Below are 26,665 nucleotides of genomic sequence, written 5' to 3'. Positions count from 1 at the left end.
AAAAGGAGGATTACCATGACTACATTCATAATTGGACTTATTATTTTAATAGTTGGTGGTTATTTCTATGGAAAATACTGTGAAAAAGTATTTGGACCAGATGACAGAACAACACCTGCAATTGAAAAAGCCGATGGTATTGACTATGTCGGTATGAGTAAATGGAAAAACGGATTAATTGAACTTTTAAATATAGCAGGAACAGGACCTATTTTAGGACCTATTCAAGGTGTTTTGTTTGGACCGATTGCATTTATAACCATCCCTATTGGATGTGTAATTGCTGGATCTATGCATGATTATTTTGTTGGAATGCTTTCTATGAGAAATGGTGGCGATCAAATGCCTAAAATGATTAGAAAGTATTTAGGTGAAAAAACCTATAAGATTTATAATGTAGTAGTTTGGATATTATTACTTTTAGTAGGAACAGTATTCATATATACTCCGGGGGATTTGATTGTATCAGATATTTTAGGTCAACAGCCAACTATTGACAATCCAGTACTTTGGATTGTATATGCAGCAATTTTTGCTTATTATATAGCTTCTATTGTTTTTCCAATAGATAAGATCATTGGGAAAGTATATCCTATATTTGGTGCAATACTTGTTTTATCTGCCCTTGGAATCTTTGGAGGCGTTTTGTTAGATGGAGGAGTAAACTTAACAAATTTATCTTTATCTACTAATATTTTTGGTCAACATCCTAGTGAATTATCCTTTTTCCCTGTGTTTTTTATAACTGTAGCCTGTGGAATTATGTCAGGGTTCCACTCTACTCAATCAACACTAATTAGTAGAACGGTTACCGATGAGCGAGAAGGAAGAAGTACCTTTTTTAACATGATGTTAGTAGAAGGATTTATTGCCATGGTATGGGCGGCAGGCGCAATGGTACTATTTAATCTAGGTACGGCTGTGGATACGAATGCTACATTAATGGTAGGTATGATTTCTAGGCATTTTCTAGGAAACATAGGAGCTTTGTTTGCAATTCTTGGAGTAATTGTACTACCCATTACTTCAGGAGATACCGCCTTCAGGTCTCTACGACTTACCTTAGCAGAAACCTTTAACATTGATCAATCTACAAATAAAAACAGAATGGGCATTTCAGTAATTATCTTTGCAATTGCAGCTGTAATATTAGTATATTCCAAATCAAGTCCTGGAGGATTTAGCCTTCTATGGAGATACTTTGGTTTTACGAACCAACTTATTGCAGTATTTGCTCTGGCTATGATTGCAATATACTTGGCAGGTAAAAACAAAAATTACTGGATTTCATTATTGCCAGGAGTATTCTACTGTATGGTTGTTGTAAGTTATATCTTGCATGAGCCTATTGGATTTGGATTAGAATCTAGAATTGGATATCTATTCGGATTAGATCCAAATAGCTATAGCCTTTCCCTCATTCTAGGCGCAATCATTGCAATTATTTATGGCTGGGTTGTTATGAAAGCTGGCAAAAAAAGAGCTACTAATAATTTGGGAAAATTAAATCTATAATAATATCAAATAAACCGACTCTAATGAGTTAGACTTATGATCTAGCAATGAGAGTCGGTTTGCCATTTGTGGATTTTAATTGCTTTTGGACTAGGCATTCAGGGCTTCCTAAAAGTAAAGCAATTGGCATATAATGTCGAAAAAATCATTGCTCTCATATGTTGAATATTAATATGAGGGCTAAAAGATTATTATTAGTGTTTTTCGTATTGACAAATTAATGAGGGTTTAGTAGTATTATATTAACGATAATGATTATCAATATCAAAATATTGTTGGAGGTGTTTAAATGAAAAAAATTAGTATTATATATTGGAGCGGTACAGGGAATACAGAGTTAATGGCAAAGGCAATGGAGGAAGGGTTAGGGGATGTACAGGTAGAATTGATAAGTGTAGAACAAGCCACAGTTGACCATGTTCTTCAGGCAGATGGCGTGGCACTTGGTTGCCCTTCTATGGGTGCTGAGGAACTTGAAGAAGAAGTCATGGAACCTTTTATTTGTGAACTAGAGTCAGAAGATTTAAAAGGAAAACCTGTGATATTATTCGGATCATACGGCTGGGGAGATGGCGAGTGGATGGAAGACTGGCAAGAAAGAATGAAAAATCTAGGAGTCCATTTAATTGACGAAGGGTTAATTGTCCATGAAGAACCTACAGAAGAAGGCTTACTCCAGTGCAAAGAATTAGCAATGCGCCTTGCGGAAGTGGTAAAAAAGTAGACGATGTCTGTGGATTTATCAAGCATCAAGGTAAAAACTGTCTTCTATGTAGATATTGGAAAGTTTATCATGACCCTGATAATGCCCAGAAACAATTTGAAAGCTTCGATTGTGCGAGGAGATTAGTGATACAGCAAGTTATAGAAAAGTACCGTGCAGCATAAGGAAAAAATCGAATGTAGCTTCCACTCGAGTCAGATTCCACCAAAGCATAGCAAGATTATTTTCAGAAGAGAGGTGACTGGGGCAATAGTGAACATGTAGATGAGCGCATCTATCCATAAGGAGGGTGCGTTTTTTCGTTCTATTTTCTTACAAAGTACAATAATGTGCAAGAGTTATTTAAGAAATATAAGGATGGCAGACTATGTGAAAACGACCAATTCTACATATAAAATGTAGGGCTTAAAGTATTCCCGCTAATGACGATATATTATATATATTATAGTTTAAATACTTTTCAGCCAAAGAGGGGGTATATCAGATGTATCTGCCGGACATCGTTTCAGTTATTTATTTTGTCGCGTGCGCAATCTACTTTTTTTATGGCTTACTGGTCCTTTCAAATAATAGAAAGTCGACGATGCATTGGTTGTTTTTTTGCTGCTGCTTGGATATGTCTATATGGGCTTTATCCTTCTCCATAGGAAATGTTGCTGTAGACTACGAAAGCGCCCTTTTTTGGCGCCGAATTGCATCAATTGGCTGGAGTTCATTGTACAGCTATTTTCTTCACTATATTCTTTTATTAACAGGAAACAAGCTCTTAAAGAAAAAGTCGATTTACATATTGCTCTACATGCCAGCGCTTTTGAATATTTTCTTATATGGTATTTATACAAATACTGTAGTACAATCCTATCATCTTGTGCAAACATACTTCGGCTGGATCAACATATCTGGCAATACCTTGCTGGACTGGTACTTCAATCTTTATTATGTTGGTTATTCAGTGATCGGTATCGTTCTTCTGTTTCGCTGGGGCTTTATCTCAAAGGAGACTGCCAAACGGAAGCAATCTATTATTATTGGTATTTCTTATATTGCTGCCGTAATCTTTGGAACTTTGACGGAATATATTATTAATTATTTTTTACATGTAAAAGTTCCTCAACTTGCTTCGATTATCATCCTGATTCCATTGTCCGCGATGCTGTACTGTATCAGACGATATAACTTTATGCGCAAGGAGCTCCAACACGAAGAACCAAAAGCCAATCAGATCCTAAGCGAATATACTAAATCAAAGCTATACTCTTATCTGTCAATGACATACGTGATTGGGGGATTCGTGAATTTTGGTATGCAGTTTTTTTCAAAGCGTGAGCAGATTGGAGATATACTTCTTTTCAGTTCAGTCCTATTTGGATTAGGCCTTGCGATCAATATTATTCAGAACCTGAAGATAAAACCAGAATATAAGCAGCTGTTTTCCAATATCGCTTTTATTGTTTCCATTCCGGTTATCGTTTTGAAATATACTGATGTATCGGGTGTTTACGCATGGGTGGTGCCTGTGATTCTGATGTTGGTAGCCATAGCCCTCAACCAGCTGTATATGCTCTATTTCATTTGGGTGGTAACTTATGCAACACTTATATGGCTCTGGACTAAAGTACCGGTTTTGAATATGACGTTTTCCTCCGTAGACCATTTATCTAGGATAACAATCTTGACTATAATCCTTTGGTTCGTTTTTTACATCAACCGCACTTATATTGATATTATCAATGTAAACAAGGAGAAGATCAGGCTGGAGAAACTATTGAATAAGATATCCAATCTGTTTTTAATCACAAATGAAACCAATGTCGATCAAATAATGTATGAAGGCATACGCCTTTGCGGGGAACATTTTAATCTCGATTGCGTCCACGTATTATTCGTTTCGAAAGAAAGGGAGCCGGATAGCTATAAATGGTATGCTTCTCGGGCAGCCATATCCGAACGCCAGTGTACCTTAGAGAAGTTGCAGGATATGATATATGCAGACAAGCTTGTACCCGAAGGCTGTCTTTTCAAAGCTGATTCCAAGACATCAGCAGAAAATGAGCCAATCGCCAAACTGCTTGAAACTATGGGTATAAAGTCTCTAGTCATCAAACCGATGAGAGGCAAAAACGAAACAATCGGTATCTTATGCCTAGGTTCTACTGAAAGGATCCTGACTTGGGAGGAGGAGCAGCAGCAAACTGGAAATTTGATTGTTCATCTGATTACCGATATATGGGCAAAGCTGGAATCTGAAAGAGAATTAAGCTATCTGGCAAACTACGATGCTTTGACAGGCTTACCCAACAGAGTATTATTTTTCAAACAACTATTCCATGAAATAAACAAAGCGGAAAAAAACGATAAGCTAGTAGGCGTCATTTTTATTGATATTGATGAGTTCAAATCCGTGAATGATTCCTTTGGCCATGATAGTGGCGATTTTATCTTGACACTGATTGGAAAGACGTTGCGCGACTGTCTTCGTCCGACTGATTATCTGGCGCGCTATGGAGGCGATGAATTTTTGATTCTGATTCCACAGATGGATACAGTGGATGATATTCGGAGGCATACAGAACACATAACAGGCAGCTTCAAAAAATCGTTTGTAGTTAAAAATCAAGAGTTCTATTTGTCGGGCAGCACCGGGATTTCTGTTTATCCTAATGACGGCAATGACCCGGAGACACTCATAAAGAATGCGGATCTTGCAATGTACAAGTCAAAGGAGCAGGGGAAAAATCAATACATGTTTTGTACTGAGGAAATGAAAGCGGAAACCGCCCGAAAGCTAAAGCTGATAGAAGACCTTCACCAAGCACTGGAACGGCAAGAATTACGGCTGTATTATCAGCCTCAGGTCTGTGCGAAATCAAAGAAAATCATAGGCTATGAAGCTCTCCTGAGGTGGTTTCATCCGGAACTCGGCATCATATCGCCTGGTTTATTCATTCCACTGGCAGAGCAGATTGGACTGATTGGCCGCATCGGTGATTGGGTACTGATGGAGGCTTGCTTGCAGTGCAAAAAACATCACTTAAAAGGGGTGTCGGATATTCGAGTTGCCGTTAATGTGTCGATTTTTCAGCTGCAAAATCCTGCGTTTTTTAATCGTATCAGACAGATATTAGAGGAAACTCAACTGGAGCCTCACTACCTGGAGCTGGAGATTACAGAAAGTGCTACGGTTAACGAACACTACAATATTATCGAGTTGATTGGAAGCCTAAAAAAGTTGGGAGTATCTGTTTCTATTGATGATTTCGGAACCGAATATTCATCGCTTAGCCGTTTATGTGATATGCCTGTCGACCGCATTAAACTGGATATTCAATTTATCCGTGGCATTGGCCAGAAGGAAAAGAATAATGCAATTATATGTGGGATTATCGGGTTGGCTCATACCCTCGGCCTCAAGATTATTGCTGAAGGCGTAGAAACAAAAATCCAGCTTGATTTTCTCATAGAAAACAGCATCGATGAAATCCAGGGATTCTATTTTTACCGGCCTGTACCACCAGATGAGCTTGAGCAGATCATATTGTCTAGCTATAATGACCTAAACCGCAAAAACTTCGTCAATAGGAATAGTAGCCACTCAGGATGACTGGACAGGAGCCAATGTCAAAAGTAGGACTGTTCTATTACATAAAAAACACCTTGCAAGTAAAGAAGTACTTGCAAGGTGTTTTTTAATCACTAATCTTATTAATACTAAATGAAGGATTTTTAAATAATGTTATATATACTATATTTCGAATTGACAAGAGCAGATGCTATATTTATAATTTATGTAAGCGCTTACAAAAAATTATATAGAATAGATGCTTTTGGGTAACTTACACAAAAGATGAAAATCAATATAAATTAAAAAATATTTACTGCCATCGCATGAAAATTGAGGAAATTATTCTCAATTCATATTTTATAAGAACAGGGAGGATACATAATGAAAATTGCAGTAACTGCAGATGGAGATACATTAAAAGATGTAGTCTCTGATGAATTCGAGAAAAGCAAATATGTATTTATTGTAGAAATGGATGATTTGAGTTATACCCATTATGCAAACAATCAGCATATAGATCCATTGGGAATTGAAATGGCTAAGAAGATTATTGATTGTGATTGTGAAGGAATTATTACAGGAAGCATAGAGGAAAAAGCATTTGATGAATTGGCCATAGCTCAAGTTACACGCTATTTTGGTGCAAAGCATAGTGTAGAGGAAGTCGTAGAGCTAATGGAAGGTCGTAAATTAGATCTTATCCGTGATTATAAAGGTGGCAACGGTAATCATCATCATCACGATACTTGTGAGTGTGGTGAAAATGAAACCCCTCTAGAAGATAAATAAGAAATGAGGTAAGGCAATGGGAAATTTAAAGGGGACAGTGATTGGAGAAACAGAAAGCGTATGTCCTGTGTGCCTTTCAAGAATTAAAGCACAAAAAATCCAATATGAAGATGATGTATATTTACATAAGACATGCAAGGAACATGGGGATTTTTCTGTGCGCATATGGAAGGGGTTGCCTTCATATAATTCCTGGGCACCTGAAAGAAAGGCAGCTAAGGATGTATATAGTATAACAGAAGTTAAAAAAGGCTGCCCATATGATTGTGGTATATGCCCAGATCACAGACAGCATACTTGCTGTGTTTTGCTGGAAATTACGAAAAATTGCAATTTACATTGTCCTATATGTTTTGCATCTTCAGGAGAAGTTAATGAGGAAGATCCTTCTCTAGAGGAAATTAAGCAATGGTATAAGCTTCTGAAAGAGGCTGGAGGAACATTTAACATTCAAATTTCTGGAGGTGAACCTAGTCTAAGAGATGATGTACCAGAGATCATTAAGATGGGAAGAGATTTAGGGTTTCCTTTCTTTCAATTAAATACAAATGGTATAAGAATAGCTCATGATATAGACTATGTGAAAAGTCTTAAAGATGCAGGACTCGATTGCGTATATCTCCAATTTGATTCCTTAAAAGATGAGGTACTAGAAAAGATTCGTGGGAAAGCTTTGTTACATATAAAAGAAAAGGCTATTGAGAATTGTGCAGAACATGGCATTGGTGTCGTTTTGGTTCCGACTTTGGTTAAAGGATTAAACACAGATGAAATAGGGAAAATTTTATACTTTGCCATTGAAAAAATGCCCTATATAAGAGGGGTGCATTTTCAACCGTGTAGTTATTTTGGACGGTATCCAGAAGAGGATAGTGAGCATTTTACTTTGCCAGAACTCTTAAGAGCTATAGAAGATCAAACAGAAGGAAAAATGAAAGTCCAAGATTTTAAACCGGCCACAGCAGAAAACCCATATTGCTCCTTCAATGGAGGTTTTCGTTTAAATCCAGATGAAACCTTAACACCGCTTCAGAAAACACAAAGTTGCTGTTGTTCATCTAATAATGAATCAGAAAGATCAAGGGAGTATGTTTCAAGAAGATGGAAGGGAGCAGTGAATAAAGCAAATGTTGCCCCTAGAAATCAGAAGCCTCAAGATATTGATGAATTTTTAGAACGCACAAAACAGTATACTCTTGCAGTATCCGCCATGGCATTTCAAGATGCATGGAATCTTGATTTAGAAAGACTAAGAGATTGTTATATCCATATTGTAAGTCCAGATAAACGAATCATACCATTTTGCGCGTATAATTTAACAGGAATAGATGGAAGGTCATTGTACAGGAGATAAGACTATAGATAAATTTCATATGAAACGATATAAATAAAATGGACTAGGCGACCAAAATGGTCGCCATTTAATATGAGTTTATGAGGGCGTGAATTGTCGACGTTCAAAACCTAGATATCTGGTTCCTTGAAAAGACAGACGACCCTTGTCACCCTCTGCGAGTTTTCCGTATTCAAAACCGTCTACTTTCAGTTCCATTCGGTCACCGCTTTCTATCTGAAAAGTCACGTAATAGCTTGTGGAAGAGGAACTATGGAAACTACCCATATCTCCTGTATTATGGTGATGATGACTGACATTTGTGCGTTTTGCTACAACGGTCGCTGCTATAGTTAGTCGAGGAGAATGGTTGTTTTTGTTCCATTGCAGAATACTCTTAATTAGTGTAACTCCGATTACGCAAAAAACCAAAATAAACATTATAGAAAAAATAATTTCAAAACCTCCTCCAAAAAAGATAGAATCTATAAACATTTATTATCCCCCTTATTTTAAATTGATATCTTATTATTATATCACCCAGTATATGAGATGCATATGAACAAATTATTAAATTTGTAGCAAGCGCCTATAATTTTAAATAATTAGGGTATAAAAATAACATGGCCAACAGTTTAATTGATTCGGATGTTGCGTTAAATACAATAAATACAGTCTATAATAAATCGCAATTAATCTTACGCGAAAGGAATGAAATATATTATGTCAAAGATGCCAGTTGTTTTTATAGGGCATGGTTCTCCTATGAATGCTATCGAAAAGAATGATTATACAAAAAGTTGGAGAGAAATTGGACAAAGAATACCAAAACCCAAAGCCATAATCTCTTTTTCTGCTCATTGGTTTACACAAGGCACTAAAATTATGAATGAAGAAAAACCAAGAACTATATATGATATGTACGGGTTTCCTGATGAATTATATGAAATTATTTATCATTCACCTGGATCACCTAGCCTTGCTCAAGTTACTAAGAATTTAATTTCAAAAGAAACAGAATATGACAATTCTTGGGGAATAGATCACGGTACATGGTCCGTATTAGTTCATATGTATCCTAAGATGGATATCCCATTATTTCAAATAAGTATAGATGCCAACGCTTCGCCAGAAGAGCATTATGAGATAGGAAAAGCATTAAGATCCTTGAGAAATGAAGGGGTTCTGCTATTTGGTTCTGGTAATATCGTACACAACTTAAGATTAGTTGATTGGAATATGGGAAATGAGGGGTTTGATTGGGCTTATAATTTTGATGATTTTATAAAGGAAAATATCCTAGAGAGAAACCATGAAAATATTTTGCATTTTGAGAATAAAGGCAATCTTGCGAAGCTAGCAGTGCCAACGCCAGATCATTTTTATCCTTTGCTATATATACTTGGTGCTTCAAGTGAAGAAGATAAGGTGACTATTTTTAATAAGTCTGGTGAACTTGGCTCTTTAACGATGACAGGTTACCTTTTTGAGTAAGCTGCAGCCGAAACGGACTAGCTAGTGCATTGCAGTAGACTAGAATTTCCAGAGAGTCCCCAAAGTGGGACTCTTCTAAATTTATCATTTATAAGATGGGAAATTCAAAAGATATTTTTAGTAAGTTTATGTATCTTGGCAATCAAGATTTTATTCAAATTCAGTATTAAGATGAACCTTTTCGTTTATGTTTTTCTCCTTTATAAATTGATCAAAAGTGCCATGTCCTTTCAGAGCAAAGAATTCTGTCCAGCAATTTGTAGTATTTACTTGGCAGTTAAGCTCGTAGTATTTTTCTAAAATGGCTTCAAGTTCATCGTAATCTGCATTGAGTTCAAATAATACTTTTAAAGCATCTTTTATTACTGTTAAAGCTTTTGTTGTATGTCTCTTGTAAGCAGCAGGGTCTGACAAGCTATCTCTTTGCATTTTCGCAAATCGAACCTTTTCAATGATACGAAATATGTACAGATTTTTTAACGCATTAGATAGATCTATATCTGAAGCAAAGCACTTTACTACAAAAGAAGGATTGCAAACAAGTTCTTTTTCATTTTTTAAAGTAAAGTCAATAAAATGCATGACATTCATAAGATTATCTGATTTGTTTGTTTCTGAGAAAAGCATGTGAATAAGGTCAATTAATTTTGGCAATTGGAGCTCTAAATTTTGTAAATTTTCTTCTACAAAAGAAATAAGGGATGTAATAAAGTCTTGCTTTTGATTTGAGACTGCCTCTTCTAAGGTGTTGAGAGTGCTATCAGAAAAGAAATAACGATTCAATAATTTTTTAATATCATCGATACTGTAAATCATCTCTTTACCCAACCTTTCTTAATATATTTCAGCTAGTAGTTTCGTGCATTTTGTCTTTTTTATTAGATACCCAAGAAATAATAAACTACTCAAAGACAAATATTTAAAAATCCATTGTAGAAATTTATTAAATATTCGCAAAACCAACTTTTTGTAATTAGAAATCTGATATAATAACGTAGATGTGCAAAATTGGAAATTATACCCTCTTCTAAATCTACCTTTTAATCTTCTTCATAATTGCAAGCAAAAGGAGATAAATAGAAGCATGTTGATGTAAGTGGTTTGTAATATTCTACCAGGATGTCAGAGGTGAATTTATGTTTGAAGCAAGAAAAGTACTGGTTTTTCTGTTTGTAGGTATTTTTTTATTCTATAAGATCCGAATTTTGGAAACTATGAAAAAACATAGAGAAGACTCTCATGTTTTTATTATCTTGATCTGTGGACTCTCACTACTGTTTGTAGGAACTTTTCTAGATACATTTGCAAACTATCTACATAATCAGTATATCTATCTTATAATACATACCTGCTTTACTGTAGGTTCTATCTTATTTATCATTGGAATCATTTTATGGAGTAATCTGACAAAGAGAATCATTAATGAATTGGAAGAGGTTGCACATTTGGATTCTTTAACACGAGTTTTAAATAGAAAAGGTATTTTAAAAGAATATGAAGCTTTAGCAAAGAAAGGTGAGACTTTTTATCTTATTATCTGTGATTTAGATGGTACAAAGTTAATAAATGATACAATGGGGCATCTAGAGGGGGACAAGTTCATTTGTAATACATCCCAAATATTAACTAAATTAGTAGGGAGAAAGGGACATGTTTCTAGAATTGGCGGAGACGAGTTTCTTATAATAGTAGTAGATTCAGACTCACAATTCGTTGAAAAAACAATCGTTTCTATAAAAGATAAAATATATAGACTCTATTTAGAAAAAGATTTTGGCATAAGTATTGGATATGCAGCGCATCCAGTTGATGGACAACTTTTTGAAGAACTAATAGAAGTTGCAGATACTAGGATGTATGAGGATAAAAATAAACATAAGATAAACACGAGTATTCTAGGCTAAGCTAAAGGCTAAGGGGGAGTTTAGAGTCCCCCCCTAGAAGTATACAGTTTAGACACCGTTCATTTTGTCTTTTTTGTAGTTAAAATATGAACTTGACTCTATTGCAAAATTTCTCAGCATGACAGAAACAGGAGTATATCCAACAAATTACTATACATATGATGATATTATTTTCTTTGCTGTAGACGATTAAATAATGTGCTTTTTGATTATAATCAAATATTGCCTCTTATAATTGAATGGATGCATTTTGTTAAATAGTTCCAAGTATCAATAAAATCTTCTAATTCCTTTTTTCCTTTGTCTGTTAAAGAGTAGTATTTTCTCAGAGGACCCAAGTCTGATTTATGCATCGTGGCTGCTATAAGTCCGTTTTTTTGCAATCTTGTGTACAAGGGGTATAAGGTGCCTTCTGAAATGTCTTCAAAACCATTTTCCTTTAAAATTCTAGCGATTTCGTAACCGTATGTTTCCTTTTCTATGTCGATAATGCGCAAAACACATCCTTCTAAACTTCCTTTTAATAATTGAGATTTTTTATTCATTTACATTTCCTCGGTCTATTACATTTTCAATTATATATTGAAGGGCATAAATAGTGCCAAACAGGGCTAAAAATACTAGGTAATTTAATGTAAAGAGTACTTGGCGAAATAATAATTTACTTACTACAAAAAATGTTGTTGTAAGGACAAAAATTAAAAAGAAAATAAAAGTCCACTTGTGATCTTGCTTTTTACTTCCATGATTGAGTTCAAATGAAATCTTAGGTATATAGTGTAATGCAAGGTAAACCATTAGAATCATAAAGATGGTGCTCACCACAGTAGATATAGTAATAGGTGCTTCCATAATAAATGTTCTTTCTTTTATCCATTTAGGAAAGATACTACCCACTCCAATTTCCCAAAAACTAAAAATGAGAAGCATCATAGGTATATATTTTATTTTTAGATACATCTTTTTCATGAAATGATAATTTCTTTTAACTTCTGTAATATACTCATTGCAGAAAGCAGAAACATCATCAGTTCCAAGGATTTCTTTAATACTTTTATTTTCTTTTTCTGCTTGTAGAAAAAGATTTAAGCAATGATGACTAAACTCTTCAGCATCATGCTCATCTAAGTCTGAAAACCTAATTTTTAAGAGTATTTCATCGAATATTTTTTGATGTTGTTCATTCAAATCACTGCTGTATTTATTCATTTCTTCAATTACTTTTTTCGCTTTCAATTTGGACACTCCTTTAATAAATTTTACTACTATGTAATACATAATAGTATAGGTATACGGTATAACATAGTAGTTAAAAAATCAAGCTTTTTTAAAAAAATTAATATCGTTTTATATTTTACTAGAAAGTTTTACTTTTGATGTAGCTCCTCCCAGTCATCCTGAGCGAAAGCGAAGCATCTTGACCCCAAGGAGATACGCTAATGCTAGGTACTAGAGACGAATGACTAGTGACTAAAGTGTGCAGGTACTTTCTTGAATTCTTCTGTAAAAAGAAATATAATTACAATTATATAATATCAAGGAAGTAGGTGGAATGATGGATTATATTACCGTTAGTGAAGCGGCAGAAAAATGGGGTGTGTCCCCTCGTTCAATTACATACCATTTGGTTGCAGGGCGTATTGATGGTGCAATTAAAAAAGGTCATATGTGGTTGATACCAGCAACTTCTCCTAAACCTTTAGATAGGCGCAGAAAGAAAGTCTCTGACTCTTTTTACACACTTTTAGAGCAGGAAGATGCCCTTTTTTCAGTGCTTAATCTTTTTCCCATTCCAATGGAGGTGTTTTCTACTGACGGCATTTGTATATTTATGAATAAGGTATTTTTAGAGTTTTTCTGCATCTCAAATCCTTCGAATATTATCGGGCAATTCAATATCCTACAAGACCCCTTCATTAATGACAATTTAGGCTTAACAGACTATTTCGAACGTGTTTTTTCCGGAGAAATTCTCTCAGCACATGATGTAAAAGTACCTTTTGAGGAAGCCGATAACTGCTACCAATCCCATGAGATGTATCAACAAGACATTACTAGCTTCCCGCTATTGGGTGAGGACGGAGAAGTGGCTTATATTATTTCGTCGTTTATGACAAAGCGCATTTATCTGTCAAGGCTGGATACTATTAAGGCCAAGGAATATATAGATACCCATTGGCTAGATCATTTTGATTTAGATAAGATTGCAACTCATGTTGGCTTGTCCCGTCACCATCTCACACGATTGTTTAAGAGCTTTATCAACATGACGCCTTATAGCTATTATCGAGAGATTAAGCTTGAAAAAATCAAGGAAGCTCTCGGGGATTTAGACCTAAATATCGGCGAGGCATTTTCTTTATGCGGCGCTGATTATAGCGGGGGTTTTGCACGAGCTTTTAAAAGAAAGATGGGCATGACGCCTTCCGAGTACAGAAAGACCTTACAGGTTAATATATTGGATAATAAGAAACAACCAGAATATAGCAAATCTTTTGAGGGTACTTCTTTATATCCTATTTGTGAATCAGAGGAGCAACTTTTTCAAATCGCTCAACTTTTTCCTATCCCTATACAGATATTCAGAAACAACGGTGACATCATTTTTATCAATGATGCAGTTCTTCGGATGTGGAATGTTAAGGATACTTCTCTGATTATTGGAAAGTACAATTTAATTCGTGATCCCTTTGCGAATGGACAGCCCAAGCTTAAAGACAGTATCCACAAAGCCTTTGCGGGTGAAGTGGTTCTGATTTCAGATGTTCGAATCCCTTTGGAAAGCTTTTGGGAGTGGTATAAGAAGAGAAGTACTGTCTATGATATCGAAGCAATCTACACCGATATCCTAAATTTTCCTATTTCAAATGAAGACGGTCAAATGGCGTATATGGTAGCTGTCTTTTTCACAAGCAGAATCTATCAAGGGAAATCAGAAGTTGCAAAAGCCAGGGAATATCTTGAAAACAATTGGAGAGAAGAATTTGATATAGATAAAATTGCAAAGGCCGCCTGTTTAAGCCCTTCACATCTTATGCGGCTGTTTAAAAAGCATACTGGTATGACGCCCTATAGCTACTATCAGGAGATTAAGGTAGCCCGGCTTAAGAAAGCACTTCGGAATAAGAATTTAAGTGTAACCGAAGCCTTTTTATCTTGCGGCTTTGAATATCCAGGAAATTTTGCGAGATTCTTTAAGGAAAAAGTAGGCATGACGCCATCCCAATATCGAAAAATAGTGGATTGATAAATGTGCAAGAAGAGCGCCGCGGCGCATTCGCTACCAGCGGCCAGTCTTTCGTCATCAATGCTAGGGTCAAGTCTTACAGGTCAAAGATTTAACCCTGACGCTTAGGATGACTCAAGCAGCAGCTAAGGTTAAAAAGCAGAATTTTTCTAGTATACGAGAACGAGCCTCTGTATCCAGAAACAAATACAAAGGCTCTTTTGTTATCCAAAAATATGAGCATAAATGAATGATTTTAAGCTTTTATCTACTATAAAAAAGAGTTCTTATTCTATACAATGAATATGACCAAACTCTGAGAAAGGCAGTTGTTAACTTCGATCTGTAAAACAAGGTTACATAACCCCTTGGTGAACTGGTTTCCATGAATAGGATGTTGAAGATGAGCTTGTTGTTCAGGTAAAGCGTAATAAACAGGTTTAGGTGCATTTTCTTTGTTATAGTTATGCAAATGAAATAAGAGAAATGGAGGAATTTATTATGACAGAGCAAAAAATTAATCCCGAAAATCAAGAGCCAATAGTGGTACAGGAAAATATTTTTACTCAGGAGGATATTGAAAAGAACAAGACAATGGCAGGTCTTTCTTATTTTCTGTTTTTTCTTCCGCTGATTGTCTGTCCCGAATCCCAATATGCCAAGTTTCATGCAAATCAGGCGCTTTTACTTTTGATTACGGGTATAGCAGGGAACGTAATATTAGGTATCATTCCCATAATTGGATGGATACTGATGCCAATTTTTGGTATCGGTATTTTGATACTTGGTATTATGGGAATCATCAATGGGTTCGGAGGGAAAGCAAATCCTCTTCCTATTATCGGTAAGATAACTATCCTGAAATAGCGCATAAACTTTTCTCAATAAAAATTGTGTTTTGACTAAAAAACATTAGGAGGATATTCATATGAAGAAGGTTCTAACTTTATTTTTTACATCTGTATTAATATTGGCGCTTGTTGGATGCGGAGCAAAAGAGTCTACGGCAAACGAAGCAAACAGCAAAAATGTTTCAGCAGAGCCCAAACAAGGTCAGATTAGCAGTAATTCTAAAACACTTCCTGCCAGTTATCCCAATGAAATTTTGCCCCTTGCGGCCGATGCGGAGATTATTGATGTGAGGGAAAACCCTGCAAGCAATGGCCTGGAAGTCATATATGTAAGTGAGAATGACATTGGAACATTGTGTGATTATTATGAAGGCGCACTAAAGAATGCGAAAGATTTAAGTACATATGAAACATCAGATGGTTATGTGGTTTCCGCCAAAATGGATGGCATCGGTTACACTATTACCCTTAGTAAAGATGTGATGAAATCCAACCCCCAACATGCTGGGAAAGTATCCGTCTACATTATTCTAACTGGATTGGAAAGTGCTTCTCAGAAATAGGATCGTTGTAAAACAGCTGTGCTTAACGGCGAGACAAAGCTTTTTATATTGATCTATTTATATTTCATATTTTTCCGTAGGAACTTCATTCATATATACTTATCTTCATGTTTCAGTAGACGCATTGTATGCCTTGGTATAAAATAACAGTTAGATAAGTTAAGTTTTATATCATTCATTAAGATAAAATGCTGGCATATTTCTAATATATTACAACATGAGGAGAATAATATGAAATTATTAATAGCATCAGATATTCATGGTTCCGCTTATTATTGTGAAAAATTGATTCACGCCTTTAAAGATGAAGAAGCGGATAAATTACTATTATTGGGTGATATCTTGTATCATGGCCCAAGAAATGATTTGCCTAAAGATTATAATCCTAAGAAGGTTATACCAATGTTAAACGATATAGCTTCAGACATACTATGCGTTAGAGGAAATTGTGATTCCGAGGTAGATCAGATGGTATTAGACTTTCCTATTATGGCAGAGTACGCCATTTTTTACGTTGAAAATCACATGATCTATTGTACTCATGGTCATAAGCTTATTGAAGACATGAAGTTACCATTAAATGAAGGAGATATTCTTTTGTGTGGGCACACTCATGTTCCTAAGTATAGTAAAAAAGTAGGCTATCTTTATATGAACCCAGGTTCCGTTTCGATACCTAAAGAAGATAGTGCACATGGGTATATGATTTTAGAGGGTAAGAGTTTTTTATGGAAAGACTTCGAAGGAAACTATTATAAGAGAATAGAAATTTAAGTAAATATATAATAAAAATAGCTGCCAAGACCCATATGTCTTCGTGCAGCTTTTTTCATTATATAGAAACACCATTATAATACTATGGGCGACCAAAATGGTCGCTATATTAATGTTATAGGAAAGTCCTACTTTTGACATTGGCTCTTGCCCAGTCATCTTGAGCGTAAGTGAAGGATCTTTACCCAAAAGAAATACCATAATGCCAGTGACAAAAGACTAATGACTAGCGACTAAAGTGCAAAAAGGCACTTTCTTGTGTAATTAATATGATTGTATTGGGTATAGTAAAGATATAAACTTTTGGTTGAATACTATGAAGAAAGGCTCCTTGTGCCTAAAACTTTTTATAATAAAAAAAATAATTTTTAAAGTATTGACATTTGAAATAATGGAAGGTATTATAATAATACACATGTACACACATGTTGATACTGAAAAATATTTATATTACTAGAATGCTGAAGAAATGTAAACGTATTAAAAATGTAAAAATTAAAGGAGGAAGTACAAGATGTCTATAATGGAAGAGGTAAAAGCAAAAGTACAAGCAGGAAAAACGAAATTAGTTCCAGGTTTAGTTCAAGAAGCATTAGATGGAGGAAATAAAGCAGAAGATATCCTTCAAGTAATGGTTGACGCTATGGGAGTTGTAGGAGACAAATTTTCAGCAGGCGAAATCTTTGTTCCTGAAATGCTTATTGCAGCAAAAGCTATGGCAAAGGGAGTAGAAGTATTAAAACCGCATATGGCAAACGATAGTGCATCTTCGTTAGGAACATGCATTATGGGAACTGTAGCAGGTGACTTACACGATATAGGCAAAAACCTTGTAATCATGATGATTGAAAGTGCTGGATTCAAAATGGTTGACTTAGGCGTTGACGTTCCAGCTCAAAAATTTGTAGATGCAATTAAAGAAAACGAAAACGTAAAATTAGTAGCTTTTTCTGGCTTACTTACAACTACAATGCCAGCATTAAAAGAAGCAGTGCAAGCAGTAAAGGCTAGTGGATTAACTGGATTTAAAACAATCATTGGTGGAGCACCTGTTACTCAAGAATATGCAGATGAAATCGGTGCAGATGGATATGCTCCAGATGCAGGTAGTGCAGCGATGAAAGCGAAAGAATTAGTAGCTTCCTTATAAGTAATCATGATTTAGGAAGCAAAAGGGATAGAATAATTACTTAGAACTGTATTTTTAAACTAAGGAGAGATTATAATGTTAACACCTAGACAAAATTTAGTGGAAACGATTAAACGTGGCAATCCTGATCGATTTGTTAACCAATTTGAATTCATGGATCTTATTATGGAAGCACCAATGGACCTTCCATTAGCACCAGCTCCAGGTACTGAAGTTGTAAATAAATGGGGCATTACCTTTAGATGGCCTGAAGGTCAAATTGGTTCTTTCCCTGTTCACGATGATGAACATAAGGTATTAAAAGATATTACGAAATGGAGAGAAGTAGTAAAAGCTCCTTCTGTATTTTATACAGAAGAAGAATGGGCACCAGCAGTTGCTCATGCAAATTCTATAGATCGAAACGAAAAATTTGTTACTGCATTCTGTGCACCTGGTATATTTGAACAGACTCATCACCTTATGGGAATTGAAGATGCACTAATGAGTTTCTATGAAGAGCCAGAAGAAATGCAAGCACTTATTGATTATATTGTAGAATATGAATTAGCATATGCAAAAGAAGTGATTGACCATATTCATCCTGACTGTTTATTCCACCACGATGACTGGGGTAGTCAAATTTCTACATTTGTTTCAGTACCAATGTTTGAAGAATTTTTATTACCAGCATATAAAAAAGTTTATGGATTCTGGAAGGAAAATGGAGTTGAATTAATCGTTCACCACAGTGATTCTTTTGCTGCTACACTAGTTCCAGCAATGATTGAAATGGGAATCGATATATGGCAAGGAACGATGACAACAAATAATATTCCTGAATTAATCAAAAAATATGGGGATAAAATCACTTTCATGGGCGGAATCGACAGCGGTAAAGTAGATCATCCAGAGTGGTCACCAGAAGAAATCGAAAAATATGTAGAAATTGCATGTAAAGAAAATGGAAAATTATCTTTTATCCCTTCTTTAAGCCAAGGACTTAATATCGCATCTTTTGAAGGTGTATATGATGAAACAAGCGCTGCAATTGACAGAATGAGTAAAAAAATGTTCTAAATATAACAGGTGGCTGGATAATCTTTTATCCAGCCATTTTTTCGTATCGAAATTTTATCTTTTCTAGTATAATGAGGCTATGAGATTAGTATGAGGTGATATGCAAATGAACGAGAAAATTGTACAGGCTATGGCAGAGCTTAATGAGAAGTTATTATTTTATCATATACAAATTGCTTTTCAAAATGGAGAACCCTCTCAGAATGTGTACAAGTGTTTAAGTGAAGGACTTAAACTAGTAGGCAAAAAGTATGAAGAAGGGGAATACTACATCGCTGATTTAATTGTAGCAGGAGAATTAATAAAAAAAATCCTTGCTACTGAGGAAATGTCCTTAAGAACATCTGGCGATCAGAAATTCATAGGCAAGGTTGCAGTTGGTACGGTGTTTCAAGATATTCATGACGTAGGAAAGGATATTTTTATCAGTATGTTAGAGGCTGCTGGTTTTGAGACCATAGATTTAGGCGTAGATGTACCTCCTGAGAGGTTTATACAATGTATTCGAGAGGACAAACCTGATATTATTGGGATTAGCGGGGTTTTATCCATAATTGGTTCAAATATAAAGATCATTATAGATCGAATTAAGGAAGAAAATATAAGAGAAGATGTAAAAATAATTGTGGGTGGGGCCTCTGTTAATGATAAATTATTTGAATTTGTAGGTGCCGATGCCTTTAGCATAGATGCTTCTGAAGGGGTTAGAATATGTAAAAACTGGATGGGTATCGAAGAATAAGGGGGGAGGATTTATGGGAGTTTTATATATTGATATTGTTGATGATATAAAAAATAAAATTCTTTCAGGAGAGCTGGGGCCAGGCGATTTGCTTCAGCCAGAAACAGAACTGGCTAGTTCCTATGGGGTAAGCCGTACTACTTTAAGAAAGAGTTTTTCATTGTTAGTAAATCAAGGTTATATTTACACTATACCGGGGAAAGGTAATTATGTATGTAAACCAACGAGAAAGCACTATGAGATGCAATTTGATGAAGTTGAAAATATTAATTGCAAGATCGATGATATTAGTTTACTAGATGTGAAGATCGTTGAGACTAATCGAAAACTGATGGAGAAACTAATGACGGGTCCTTCTGATAAAATTGTTCGAATTAGAAAAGTATTTAATTGCAATAAAAAGCCAATTGAGTACATTGTCATGTACTTGCCTTATGAAAGAGGAAATCCTATTGTAGAAGACGCCATAAAATTTGCCAACTTTCACGATATTATGGACCGTAATCAATTACATTTTCAAGTTGAAAAAGAGATCGATATTAAAATAATAAAACCAGATCTTGAAGTCAAAGAAGTGTTACAATTAAAAGATGAATACATTTTTTTAGTTTCACAAGGGATATACTCTACGGAGAAAAATAGTGTAATTAGTTATAATGAATTTTATATTCGAGGTGAGTATTTGACCCTTCATGCAGAAGCGAAGATATAATATAAGGGAGTTTGTATAAAGCCATGAACTCAATTTTAAATTTTAATGGTAAGGTGCCAAAGTTTTTATTCTCTGATTCACTTTGGAATCAAAATTATCTACATCGCTTAGGTTGTGAATACTCAGATGAAATTCAGTCCATTATAAGGTCAAGCCGTGAGATGGTCAAAGAATTTCACTGTAATTTCACTATTAGCTATTTTGGATTCATACCTGAAGTAAATGAAATATTAGGTCATAAGGGATGGATTTGCTTTGACAATAACGTATATCAAAGAAAGTTCATTGAATTAATGACTAGAGAAGAGTATGAAGAGCTTATATGGAATCCACTTGAGTTTATAAAAAACAAAGCAATTTTTAGGCTTTATAAAAATACCGCTCCCGAGAACTTAGTAGAAGCTTATAAAGAATTTAATGCAAAGAATGAATCAAATTACATGGCTCAGAAGCTTCTTAAAGAGAAATACCAAATAAATCATTTGTACTTAGATATCATAACATCACCCCTTGATGTTCTAGGAGATTTCTTTAGAGGAACAAAGAACCTTCTAATGGATATGCATAATTGTCCTGATCTCGTTAAAGAGGCAGCTAATTCATTAGTAGACTTCTGCTATGAGAAGGCCCTTTATAATAAAAGACAATTTGACAATGCAGTGATAATGCCACTTCATATACCGAGTATTTTAAGCACAAGGGATTTCACAAACTTTTTCTTTCCATCCTTTCACAAATTAATCCAAAAACTTCTCCAGGACGATTTCATTATTCTAATCATGTTAGAAGGAAAAGTAGAAAGGCTGTTAGATAAATTTTTTGAAATCAACTCACCAAAAGTAATCTTTCACTTTGAAGAGGATATTCCCGCTATAGTAAAAGAAAAAATGAATGAAAATAATCTTATCTCTGGTTTTTTTCCAGTCCACTTATTAAAATACGGAACAGAGGAGGAGTGTATTTCTTACGCTGTAAAGTTACTCCACATTTTTAAAGGAAAGAAGTATATATTTACTACAAATAAGGTTATTTATTCTCCTACAGAAGTAAATATAGACAAATTAAGGGTAGTTTACCAGTACGTGGAAGAGTACGGCAAATAAGTATTTATTTATAAAAATAGAAAATTGCAACCCTTTAAGCTGCCTTTGAAGGCATTTTAAAGGGTTGTTTTTTATGAATTTATAAACGTGGAGGTTTTGATGATAAGATAAATAAAACTTAAATTAAAAATAATTGTTGATATTTTACTCAGGAATGGTTACTATTAGTAATAGTTATATTTAGTAACAAAATAATGTGAGGTGAAAGAAAGTGCAAGAGAGAGAAAAGTTAGTTGAGAATTTAATATTTTTCATTCCAACTATCTTTAAAAAACTAATGAAAAGCATACCACCAATGGATATACCAAAGCAGCAATTTGGCCTTCTCCATGCGGTATGTATTCGTGAGGGGAAAACCATGAGTTGTTACAGTGAGAAGATGCAGTTACCTAAATCCAATATCTCAGTATTAGCAGACCGATTAATAAAAGGAGGTTATTTAATTAGAGATACGGATCCAGAGGACCGAAGGGTAATCAACTTAAGAACCACTCAAAAAGGGAAAGACCTTTTTAGTACTCAAAAGAATCGAATGAAACATGAGATGGCAAAATCACTAGAAGACTTACAAGAAGAAGATATACTTAGATTAAATACACTGATAATAGAGATGAGGAGCATATTAGACAAATTAGAATAAATAAAGTTTAACTAAAAAACTGTTGAATTAGTTTAAAAGGTCAAGAGAGGTAGTTTAGAATGCTAAATAAAAAGGAGAATTTATGATTAAATTATTTCGATTTTTAAAGCCATACAGGTGGCAAATTTTTGTGGTTCTTGTATTGGTGTTTTTACAGACGCTAGGGGATTTATACTTGCCTACCCTTACCTCTGATATTATTAATGAGGGAGTTATGGCAGGGGATGTAGCAACCATTTGGGATATTGGTAAGATCATGCTCCTGGTAGCAGGTCTTAGTGCAATTTTGTCTATTGCATCGAGTTATTTTTCAGCAAAGATTGCCATGGGGTTTGGTACGGTTTTAAGAAACAAAATTTTTGAAAGAGTAGAGAGCTTTTCTTTAAGGGAATTTGACGAATTTGGTACAGCAACGCTGATTACGAGGACGACAAATGACATCAATCAAGTTCAAATGGTGACCATTATGATCTTTCGTATGATGGTCAGTGCCCCTATGATGGCAATAGGAGGATTGACCTTAGCTTATTCTAAAAATGCTAATTTGACAGGGGTTCTTGGTGTAGCCATTCTTGTTCTAGGCTTGACCATAGCAGTCCTTGCAAGAAAAGTCATACCATTATTTAAGCTAGTACAGGGAAAAGTGGATAAAATTAACCTTGTGCTCAGAGAAAAGCTTACTGGAATTCGGGTCATTCGCGCTTTTGATACTGTCGAAAGAGAAAACAAAAGATTTAATGACGTCAATAACGATTTGACCAATACCTACATTACTGTAAACAGAATTATGGCTTTTATGATGCCCTCTATTATGCTCATTATGAACATCACTTCTTTGTCTATCCTCTGGTTTGGGGCTATTAAAATTAATGTGGGCACCATGGATTTAGGGGATTTAAGTGCATTTACTCAGTATACTATGCAGATTATGATGTCTATGCTTATGCTCTCCATGATGTTTATTATGGTACCAAGAGCTCATGCAGCTGCCGTTCGAATCGACGAAGTCATTGTAACAGAACCTAGTGTAGTAAATACAGAAATCGTACAAAACGAGTTCAGCGTAACAGGTACATTGGAATTTCAAAATGTCACCTTTAGTTATCCTGGCGCAGAGGAATCCGTATTAGAACATATAAGCTTTCAAGCAAAGCCGGGCAAAACAACTGCAATTATAGGTAGCACTGGCTCAGGAAAATCTACTATTGTGAATTTGATCCCAAGATTTTATGATGTTACTCAAGGGAATATACTTATGGATGGTGTGGATATTAAAGAAATCTCCTTAGAGACCCTTCGAGATAAAATTGGGTTTGTCCCTCAAAAATCGGTCTTGTTTTCAGGTAGCATTGCCGACAATATTCGATTTGGTAGCAAGGATGCTCCTATGCAGGAGGTCATTGAAGCAGCAAAAGTTGCAGAAGCCTGTGAATTCATCGAAAATATGGAGGAAGGATTTGATCACTACATATCACAAGGAGGAACTAATGTTTCAGGTGGACAAAAACAAAGGTTAGCCATTGCTAGAGCAATACTGAAAAAACCAGAAATATACGTTTTTGACGATAGTTTTTCTGCTCTCGATTTTAAAACGGATGCAAAGGTTCGAAAATCGATAAAAAACAAGCTGAATGACGCTACAGTCATTATCGTAGCTCAACGAGTAGGTACCATCATGGATGCAGATCAAATTATCGTGTTAGAAGAAGGCAAAATCCAAGGAATAGGTACCCATCATGAGCTGTTAAATTCTTGTGAAGTCTATAAAGAAATTGTGTCTTCCCAGTTGACAAAGGAGGATATGAAATGAGCAGAGATCAGAAACGCAAAAAACCTAGTGGATCGATAGGAAGTGGTCATGGTGGTCATGGCGGTCCTATGGGCATGGGTGCACCTGTTGTAAAGGCAAAGGATTTTAAAGGTAGTCTTAAAAGGCTTGTGCATTATTTGAAGCCCCATAGATCAAAATTACTCTTAGTTGTTTTGCTTGCAATTGCGAGCACGGTATTTACGATAGTTGCCCCAAAGGTAATGAGTAAAGCTGTGAATAAACTTCAAGATGGTTATATGTCGGGAAAAGTAATACAAGAAATATCAAAAGGTCAACAGACTGCGAGAATAGAAATCATCAAGAATATGACGGATGTTCAAGATGAAATGGTTATGAGTATTATAGACAGTATGGATGATGCCCAAGAAGAGGCTGCAACCAAGATTATAGATAATATGGCTACAGCTCAAAACAAAGCCCTTAATGAGGTGTATTTTCAGACTAACACGAGCAAGATAAGCGACGGGAAAACTTATAAAGAAAAAGTAGAAAGAACCATGGCCTTTATCAAATTATTAGATAAGTTGCCAGAGACTGCACAAAATTCACAAGATATGGACGCTGAATCACTAGGAGCAGTTAAAAATTTACTGGAAATCCCACTCATCAAAAATGCAAAATCTCTTGAAGAAAAGAAGCAACGAACTTTAGAAGTCATCGAAGTATTTAAATCATTGCCAGAGGATGCATCTTCAGGAGAAGAGAACTCATTTGATGTAAAATCCTTAGATAATGTAAAAGCTTTGCTTGTATTAAAAGAGTTTGATGAGATTGAAAAGCAAGATGAGAAATTACAGGCCTTAAATGAAATGCTTTTGCTTTTTAAAGATCTCCCCGAAATGGAATCAGACAACACCACTACACAAGAATTTAGTGCTGAGGATATAGATGCCTTGAGAGAGTTTGTTTCTCTTCCAATCGTTAAAGAAATTCAATCTTCAAAGGAAAAGGCCGAAACTATAAAAAAAGTTATCAACTTAGGATCAAAAATGTCATCTATAGACAATGCACCAAGTAGTCCTGATTCTGAAGTAGAGTTGACAGACGAACAAATTGAAGGTGTCATCACCGCTATTGAAGAGACCAATGGTAAAATAGATTTTAACTATATTGGGCAAATCGTGTTAATTTTAGTTGCCATGTACATCATAAGTTCCCTATTCAGTTTAGTTATGGGCCTTGTCATGTCGGGCGTATCTCAAAACACGGTAAGGGATTTAAGAAGGGAAGTAGATCATAAATTCGCTAAGCTTCCACTAAAGTACTTTGATATGCATCCCCATGGAGATATGCTTAGTAGGGTAACCAATGACGTAGATACCATTGCCTCTACTTTGCAGCAAAGTTTGACACAAGCAATTACTTCTGTGATATCCATCATAGGATATGTGGTTATGATGCTAACTATTAGCAAAACGCTAACCCTCATCGTCATAGCAACTTTACCATTTTATGTATTAGCCACGGTAACCATTGCAAAAAAATCACAAAAACACTTTGCTGCTCAACAAGCTGAACTAGGAGACCTTAGCGGTCATGTGGAAGAAATGTATACAGGGCATAAGATTGTGAAGGTATTTAATTACGAGAGGGAATCTGTAGATAAATTTAATGAGGTCAACGAAAAATTATACGAAGCTAGTTGGAAAGCTCAATTCGTTTCAGGAATTATGTTTCCACTGCTAAACTTTGTAAGCAATATTGGATACGTCTTAATCAGCATCGTTGGAGGCATATGGATTACGAAGGATTTATTAAAGATTGGCGATATGCTCGCTTTTATTCAGTATTCCAAATCTTTTACTATGCCTATTGTCCAAACGGCGAATATTGCCAATGTCATTCAATCGACTGTTGCCTGTGCAGAGAGAATTTTTGAAGTGCTCGACGAAGAGGAGGAGGTACCAGATTCAGCCGACTCTATTACGATTGAAAATGCAAAAGGTGATGTAATTTTAGAAAACGTGTCATTCCGCTATGAAGAAGATACACCTCTAATCGAAAACCTGAATCTCCAGGTAAAGGAAGGCCAAACAGTTGCCATTGTAGGACCTACTGGAGCAGGGAAGACGACCTTGGTCAATCTATTAATGAGATTTTATGAAATTGGAGGGGGAAAAATCACTGTAGATGGTATGGATACTACTTCTATTCGAAGAAGCAGCTTGCGTAGAGTGTTTGGAATGGTACTACAAGATACCTGGTTATTTAATGGTACCATAAAAGAAAATATTGCATATGGAAAAGAAAATGCAACAGAAGAAGAGATTCTTGAAGCAGCGAAAGCTGCCCATGTGGACCACTTCGTTCGAACATTGCCCGATGGATATGAGACAGTTCTCAACGAAGAGGCAACCAATATCTCACAAGGGCAAAAACAACTCATTACCATTGCAAGAGCGATACTAGCAGATCCAAGAATTTTAATTCTCGATGAAGCGACAAGCAGCGTAGATACGAGAACAGAAGTTCTAATACAAAAGGCCATGATTAATTTGATGAAAGGCAGAACCAGTTTCGTCATCGCCCATCGATTGTCAACCGTTCGAGATGCACAGACCATTCTCGTTATGAAAGAGGGGAGCATAATAGAGATGGGAAATCACGAAGATCTTTTAGAAAAACACGGATTTTACGCAGATTTGTACCAAAGCCAGTTTGCTCAGTAAATTATATTTCTTATAGTTAATGCA

Annotated in this window: 24 protein-coding genes; 20 read left to right on the top strand and 4 right to left on the bottom strand. The window is 35.4% G+C overall.

Annotated elements, in window-relative coordinates:
- The first annotated feature begins 15 nt into the window (after nucleotides 1–15).
- The 6 genes from DES36_RS05250 (at nucleotide 16) to trsS (ending at nucleotide 7,944) form a co-directional block, all read left to right on the top strand.
- Nucleotides 16–1,515, top strand: a complete 1,500-nt coding sequence (locus tag DES36_RS05250) for a carbon starvation CstA family protein (RefSeq protein ID WP_113920172.1) — start codon at nucleotides 16–18, stop codon at nucleotides 1,513–1,515.
- A gap of 289 nt (nucleotides 1,516–1,804) precedes the next feature.
- The gene (locus tag DES36_RS05245) at nucleotides 1,805–2,239 is read left to right on the top strand and encodes a flavodoxin (protein WP_113920171.1); all 435 of its coding nucleotides are present in this window, start codon (nucleotides 1,805–1,807) and stop codon (nucleotides 2,237–2,239) included.
- Entirely contained in the window at nucleotides 2,194–2,403 is a 210-nt protein-coding gene (locus tag DES36_RS05240; protein WP_113920170.1) for a DUF3793 family protein, read from the top strand. Before DES36_RS05245 ends, DES36_RS05240 begins: the two co-directional genes overlap by 46 nt.
- Before the next feature lie 320 nt (nucleotides 2,404–2,723).
- Nucleotides 2,724–5,840, top strand: a complete 3,117-nt coding sequence (locus tag DES36_RS05235; RefSeq protein WP_113920169.1) for an EAL domain-containing protein — start codon at nucleotides 2,724–2,726, stop codon at nucleotides 5,838–5,840.
- A gap of 342 nt (nucleotides 5,841–6,182) precedes the next feature.
- Nucleotides 6,183–6,590: a NifB/NifX family molybdenum-iron cluster-binding protein gene (locus tag DES36_RS05230; protein ID WP_113920168.1), complete on the top strand. Its 408-nt coding sequence runs from the start codon at nucleotides 6,183–6,185 to the stop codon at nucleotides 6,588–6,590.
- Between the two features lie 16 nt (nucleotides 6,591–6,606).
- A complete protein-coding gene (gene trsS, locus DES36_RS05225) occupies nucleotides 6,607–7,944 on the top strand; it encodes a radical SAM (seleno)protein TrsS (RefSeq protein ID WP_113920167.1) in 1,338 nt (445 codons plus the stop codon).
- Nucleotides 7,945–8,022: 78 nt separating this feature from the next.
- On the opposite strand, the gene DES36_RS05220 is transcribed toward trsS, so the two are convergent.
- Entirely contained in the window at nucleotides 8,023–8,418 is a 396-nt protein-coding gene (locus tag DES36_RS05220; protein ID WP_113920166.1) for a DUF2500 domain-containing protein, read from the bottom strand.
- Between the two features lie 228 nt (nucleotides 8,419–8,646).
- Between DES36_RS05220 and ygiD the strand changes: the two genes are divergently transcribed.
- Nucleotides 8,647–9,417 carry a 4,5-DOPA-extradiol-dioxygenase gene (gene ygiD, locus DES36_RS05215; protein ID WP_113920165.1) on the top strand — a complete coding sequence of 257 codons (771 nt, stop codon included), beginning with the start codon at nucleotides 8,647–8,649 and terminating at the stop codon, nucleotides 9,415–9,417.
- A 150-nt stretch (nucleotides 9,418–9,567) separates the two neighbouring features.
- Here the strand turns inward: ygiD and DES36_RS05210 are convergent, their stop codons facing one another.
- The gene (locus DES36_RS05210) at nucleotides 9,568–10,233 is read right to left on the bottom strand and encodes a hypothetical protein (RefSeq protein WP_113920164.1); all 666 of its coding nucleotides are present in this window, start codon (nucleotides 10,231–10,233) and stop codon (nucleotides 9,568–9,570) included.
- A gap of 320 nt (nucleotides 10,234–10,553) precedes the next feature.
- Here DES36_RS05210 and DES36_RS05205 point away from each other — a divergent pair, with 320 nt between their 5' ends.
- Nucleotides 10,554–11,321 carry a GGDEF domain-containing protein gene (locus DES36_RS05205; protein ID WP_113920163.1) on the top strand — a complete coding sequence of 256 codons (768 nt, stop codon included), beginning with the start codon at nucleotides 10,554–10,556 and terminating at the stop codon, nucleotides 11,319–11,321.
- Nucleotides 11,322–11,536: 215 nt separating this feature from the next.
- On the opposite strand, the gene DES36_RS05200 is transcribed toward DES36_RS05205, so the two are convergent.
- Both DES36_RS05200 and DES36_RS05195 read right to left on the bottom strand, forming a co-directional pair.
- Nucleotides 11,537–11,866 carry a PadR family transcriptional regulator gene (locus DES36_RS05200; RefSeq protein WP_113920162.1) on the bottom strand — a complete coding sequence of 110 codons (330 nt, stop codon included), beginning with the start codon at nucleotides 11,864–11,866 and terminating at the stop codon, nucleotides 11,537–11,539.
- Nucleotides 11,859–12,557: a DUF1048 domain-containing protein gene (locus DES36_RS05195; protein WP_113920161.1), complete on the bottom strand. Its 699-nt coding sequence runs from the start codon at nucleotides 12,555–12,557 to the stop codon at nucleotides 11,859–11,861. The genes DES36_RS05200 and DES36_RS05195 overlap by 8 nt, the downstream gene beginning before the upstream one ends.
- Nucleotides 12,558–12,873: 316 nt before the next feature.
- On the opposite strand from DES36_RS05195, the gene DES36_RS05190 reads away from it, so the two are divergent.
- From DES36_RS05190 to DES36_RS05135, 12 genes are all read left to right on the top strand, one after another.
- Entirely contained in the window at nucleotides 12,874–14,568 is a 1,695-nt protein-coding gene (locus tag DES36_RS05190; RefSeq protein WP_146953607.1) for a helix-turn-helix domain-containing protein, read from the top strand.
- A gap of 480 nt (nucleotides 14,569–15,048) precedes the next feature.
- Nucleotides 15,049–15,414: a magnetosome magnetite crystal formation protein family gene (locus tag DES36_RS05185; RefSeq protein ID WP_242981702.1), complete on the top strand. Its 366-nt coding sequence runs from the start codon at nucleotides 15,049–15,051 to the stop codon at nucleotides 15,412–15,414.
- 61 nt (nucleotides 15,415–15,475) lie between these two features.
- Nucleotides 15,476–15,961: a hypothetical protein gene (locus DES36_RS05180; protein WP_113920159.1), complete on the top strand. Its 486-nt coding sequence runs from the start codon at nucleotides 15,476–15,478 to the stop codon at nucleotides 15,959–15,961.
- A gap of 231 nt (nucleotides 15,962–16,192) precedes the next feature.
- Nucleotides 16,193–16,735 carry a phosphodiesterase gene (yfcE, locus tag DES36_RS05175; RefSeq protein ID WP_113920158.1) on the top strand — a complete coding sequence of 181 codons (543 nt, stop codon included), beginning with the start codon at nucleotides 16,193–16,195 and terminating at the stop codon, nucleotides 16,733–16,735.
- A 514-nt stretch (nucleotides 16,736–17,249) separates the two neighbouring features.
- Nucleotides 17,250–17,885: a corrinoid protein gene (locus DES36_RS05170; RefSeq protein ID WP_113920157.1), complete on the top strand. Its 636-nt coding sequence runs from the start codon at nucleotides 17,250–17,252 to the stop codon at nucleotides 17,883–17,885.
- A gap of 75 nt (nucleotides 17,886–17,960) precedes the next feature.
- Nucleotides 17,961–18,944, top strand: a complete 984-nt coding sequence (locus DES36_RS05165; protein WP_113920156.1) for a uroporphyrinogen decarboxylase family protein — start codon at nucleotides 17,961–17,963, stop codon at nucleotides 18,942–18,944.
- A 106-nt stretch (nucleotides 18,945–19,050) separates the two neighbouring features.
- Nucleotides 19,051–19,686, top strand: coding sequence for a cobalamin B12-binding domain-containing protein (locus DES36_RS05160; protein WP_170128183.1), 636 nt, complete (start codon nucleotides 19,051–19,053; stop codon nucleotides 19,684–19,686).
- A 13-nt stretch (nucleotides 19,687–19,699) separates the two neighbouring features.
- The gene (locus DES36_RS05155; protein ID WP_113920154.1) at nucleotides 19,700–20,398 is read left to right on the top strand and encodes a GntR family transcriptional regulator; all 699 of its coding nucleotides are present in this window, start codon (nucleotides 19,700–19,702) and stop codon (nucleotides 20,396–20,398) included.
- Between the two features lie 23 nt (nucleotides 20,399–20,421).
- Nucleotides 20,422–21,501, top strand: a complete 1,080-nt coding sequence (locus tag DES36_RS05150; RefSeq protein WP_113920153.1) for a uroporphyrinogen decarboxylase family protein — start codon at nucleotides 20,422–20,424, stop codon at nucleotides 21,499–21,501.
- A gap of 211 nt (nucleotides 21,502–21,712) precedes the next feature.
- Nucleotides 21,713–22,141 carry a MarR family winged helix-turn-helix transcriptional regulator gene (locus DES36_RS05145; RefSeq protein WP_113920152.1) on the top strand — a complete coding sequence of 143 codons (429 nt, stop codon included), beginning with the start codon at nucleotides 21,713–21,715 and terminating at the stop codon, nucleotides 22,139–22,141.
- 82 nt (nucleotides 22,142–22,223) lie between these two features.
- The gene (locus DES36_RS05140) at nucleotides 22,224–23,951 is read left to right on the top strand and encodes an ABC transporter ATP-binding protein (RefSeq protein ID WP_113920151.1); all 1,728 of its coding nucleotides are present in this window, start codon (nucleotides 22,224–22,226) and stop codon (nucleotides 23,949–23,951) included.
- An 860-nt stretch (nucleotides 23,952–24,811) separates the two neighbouring features.
- On the top strand, nucleotides 24,812–26,641 hold the full coding sequence (locus DES36_RS05135; protein ID WP_242981706.1) for an ABC transporter ATP-binding protein: 1,830 nt from the start codon (nucleotides 24,812–24,814) through the stop codon (nucleotides 26,639–26,641).
- Nucleotides 26,642–26,665: the final 24 nt, after the last annotated feature.

The organism is Alkalibaculum bacchi (assembly GCF_003317055.1).
In the GTDB taxonomy this organism is placed as follows: Bacteria; Bacillota; Clostridia; order Eubacteriales; family Alkalibacteraceae; genus Alkalibaculum; species Alkalibaculum bacchi.
Note: the sequence above shows the minus strand (reverse complement) of the source record. Positions and strands in the feature narration are given on the sequence as shown.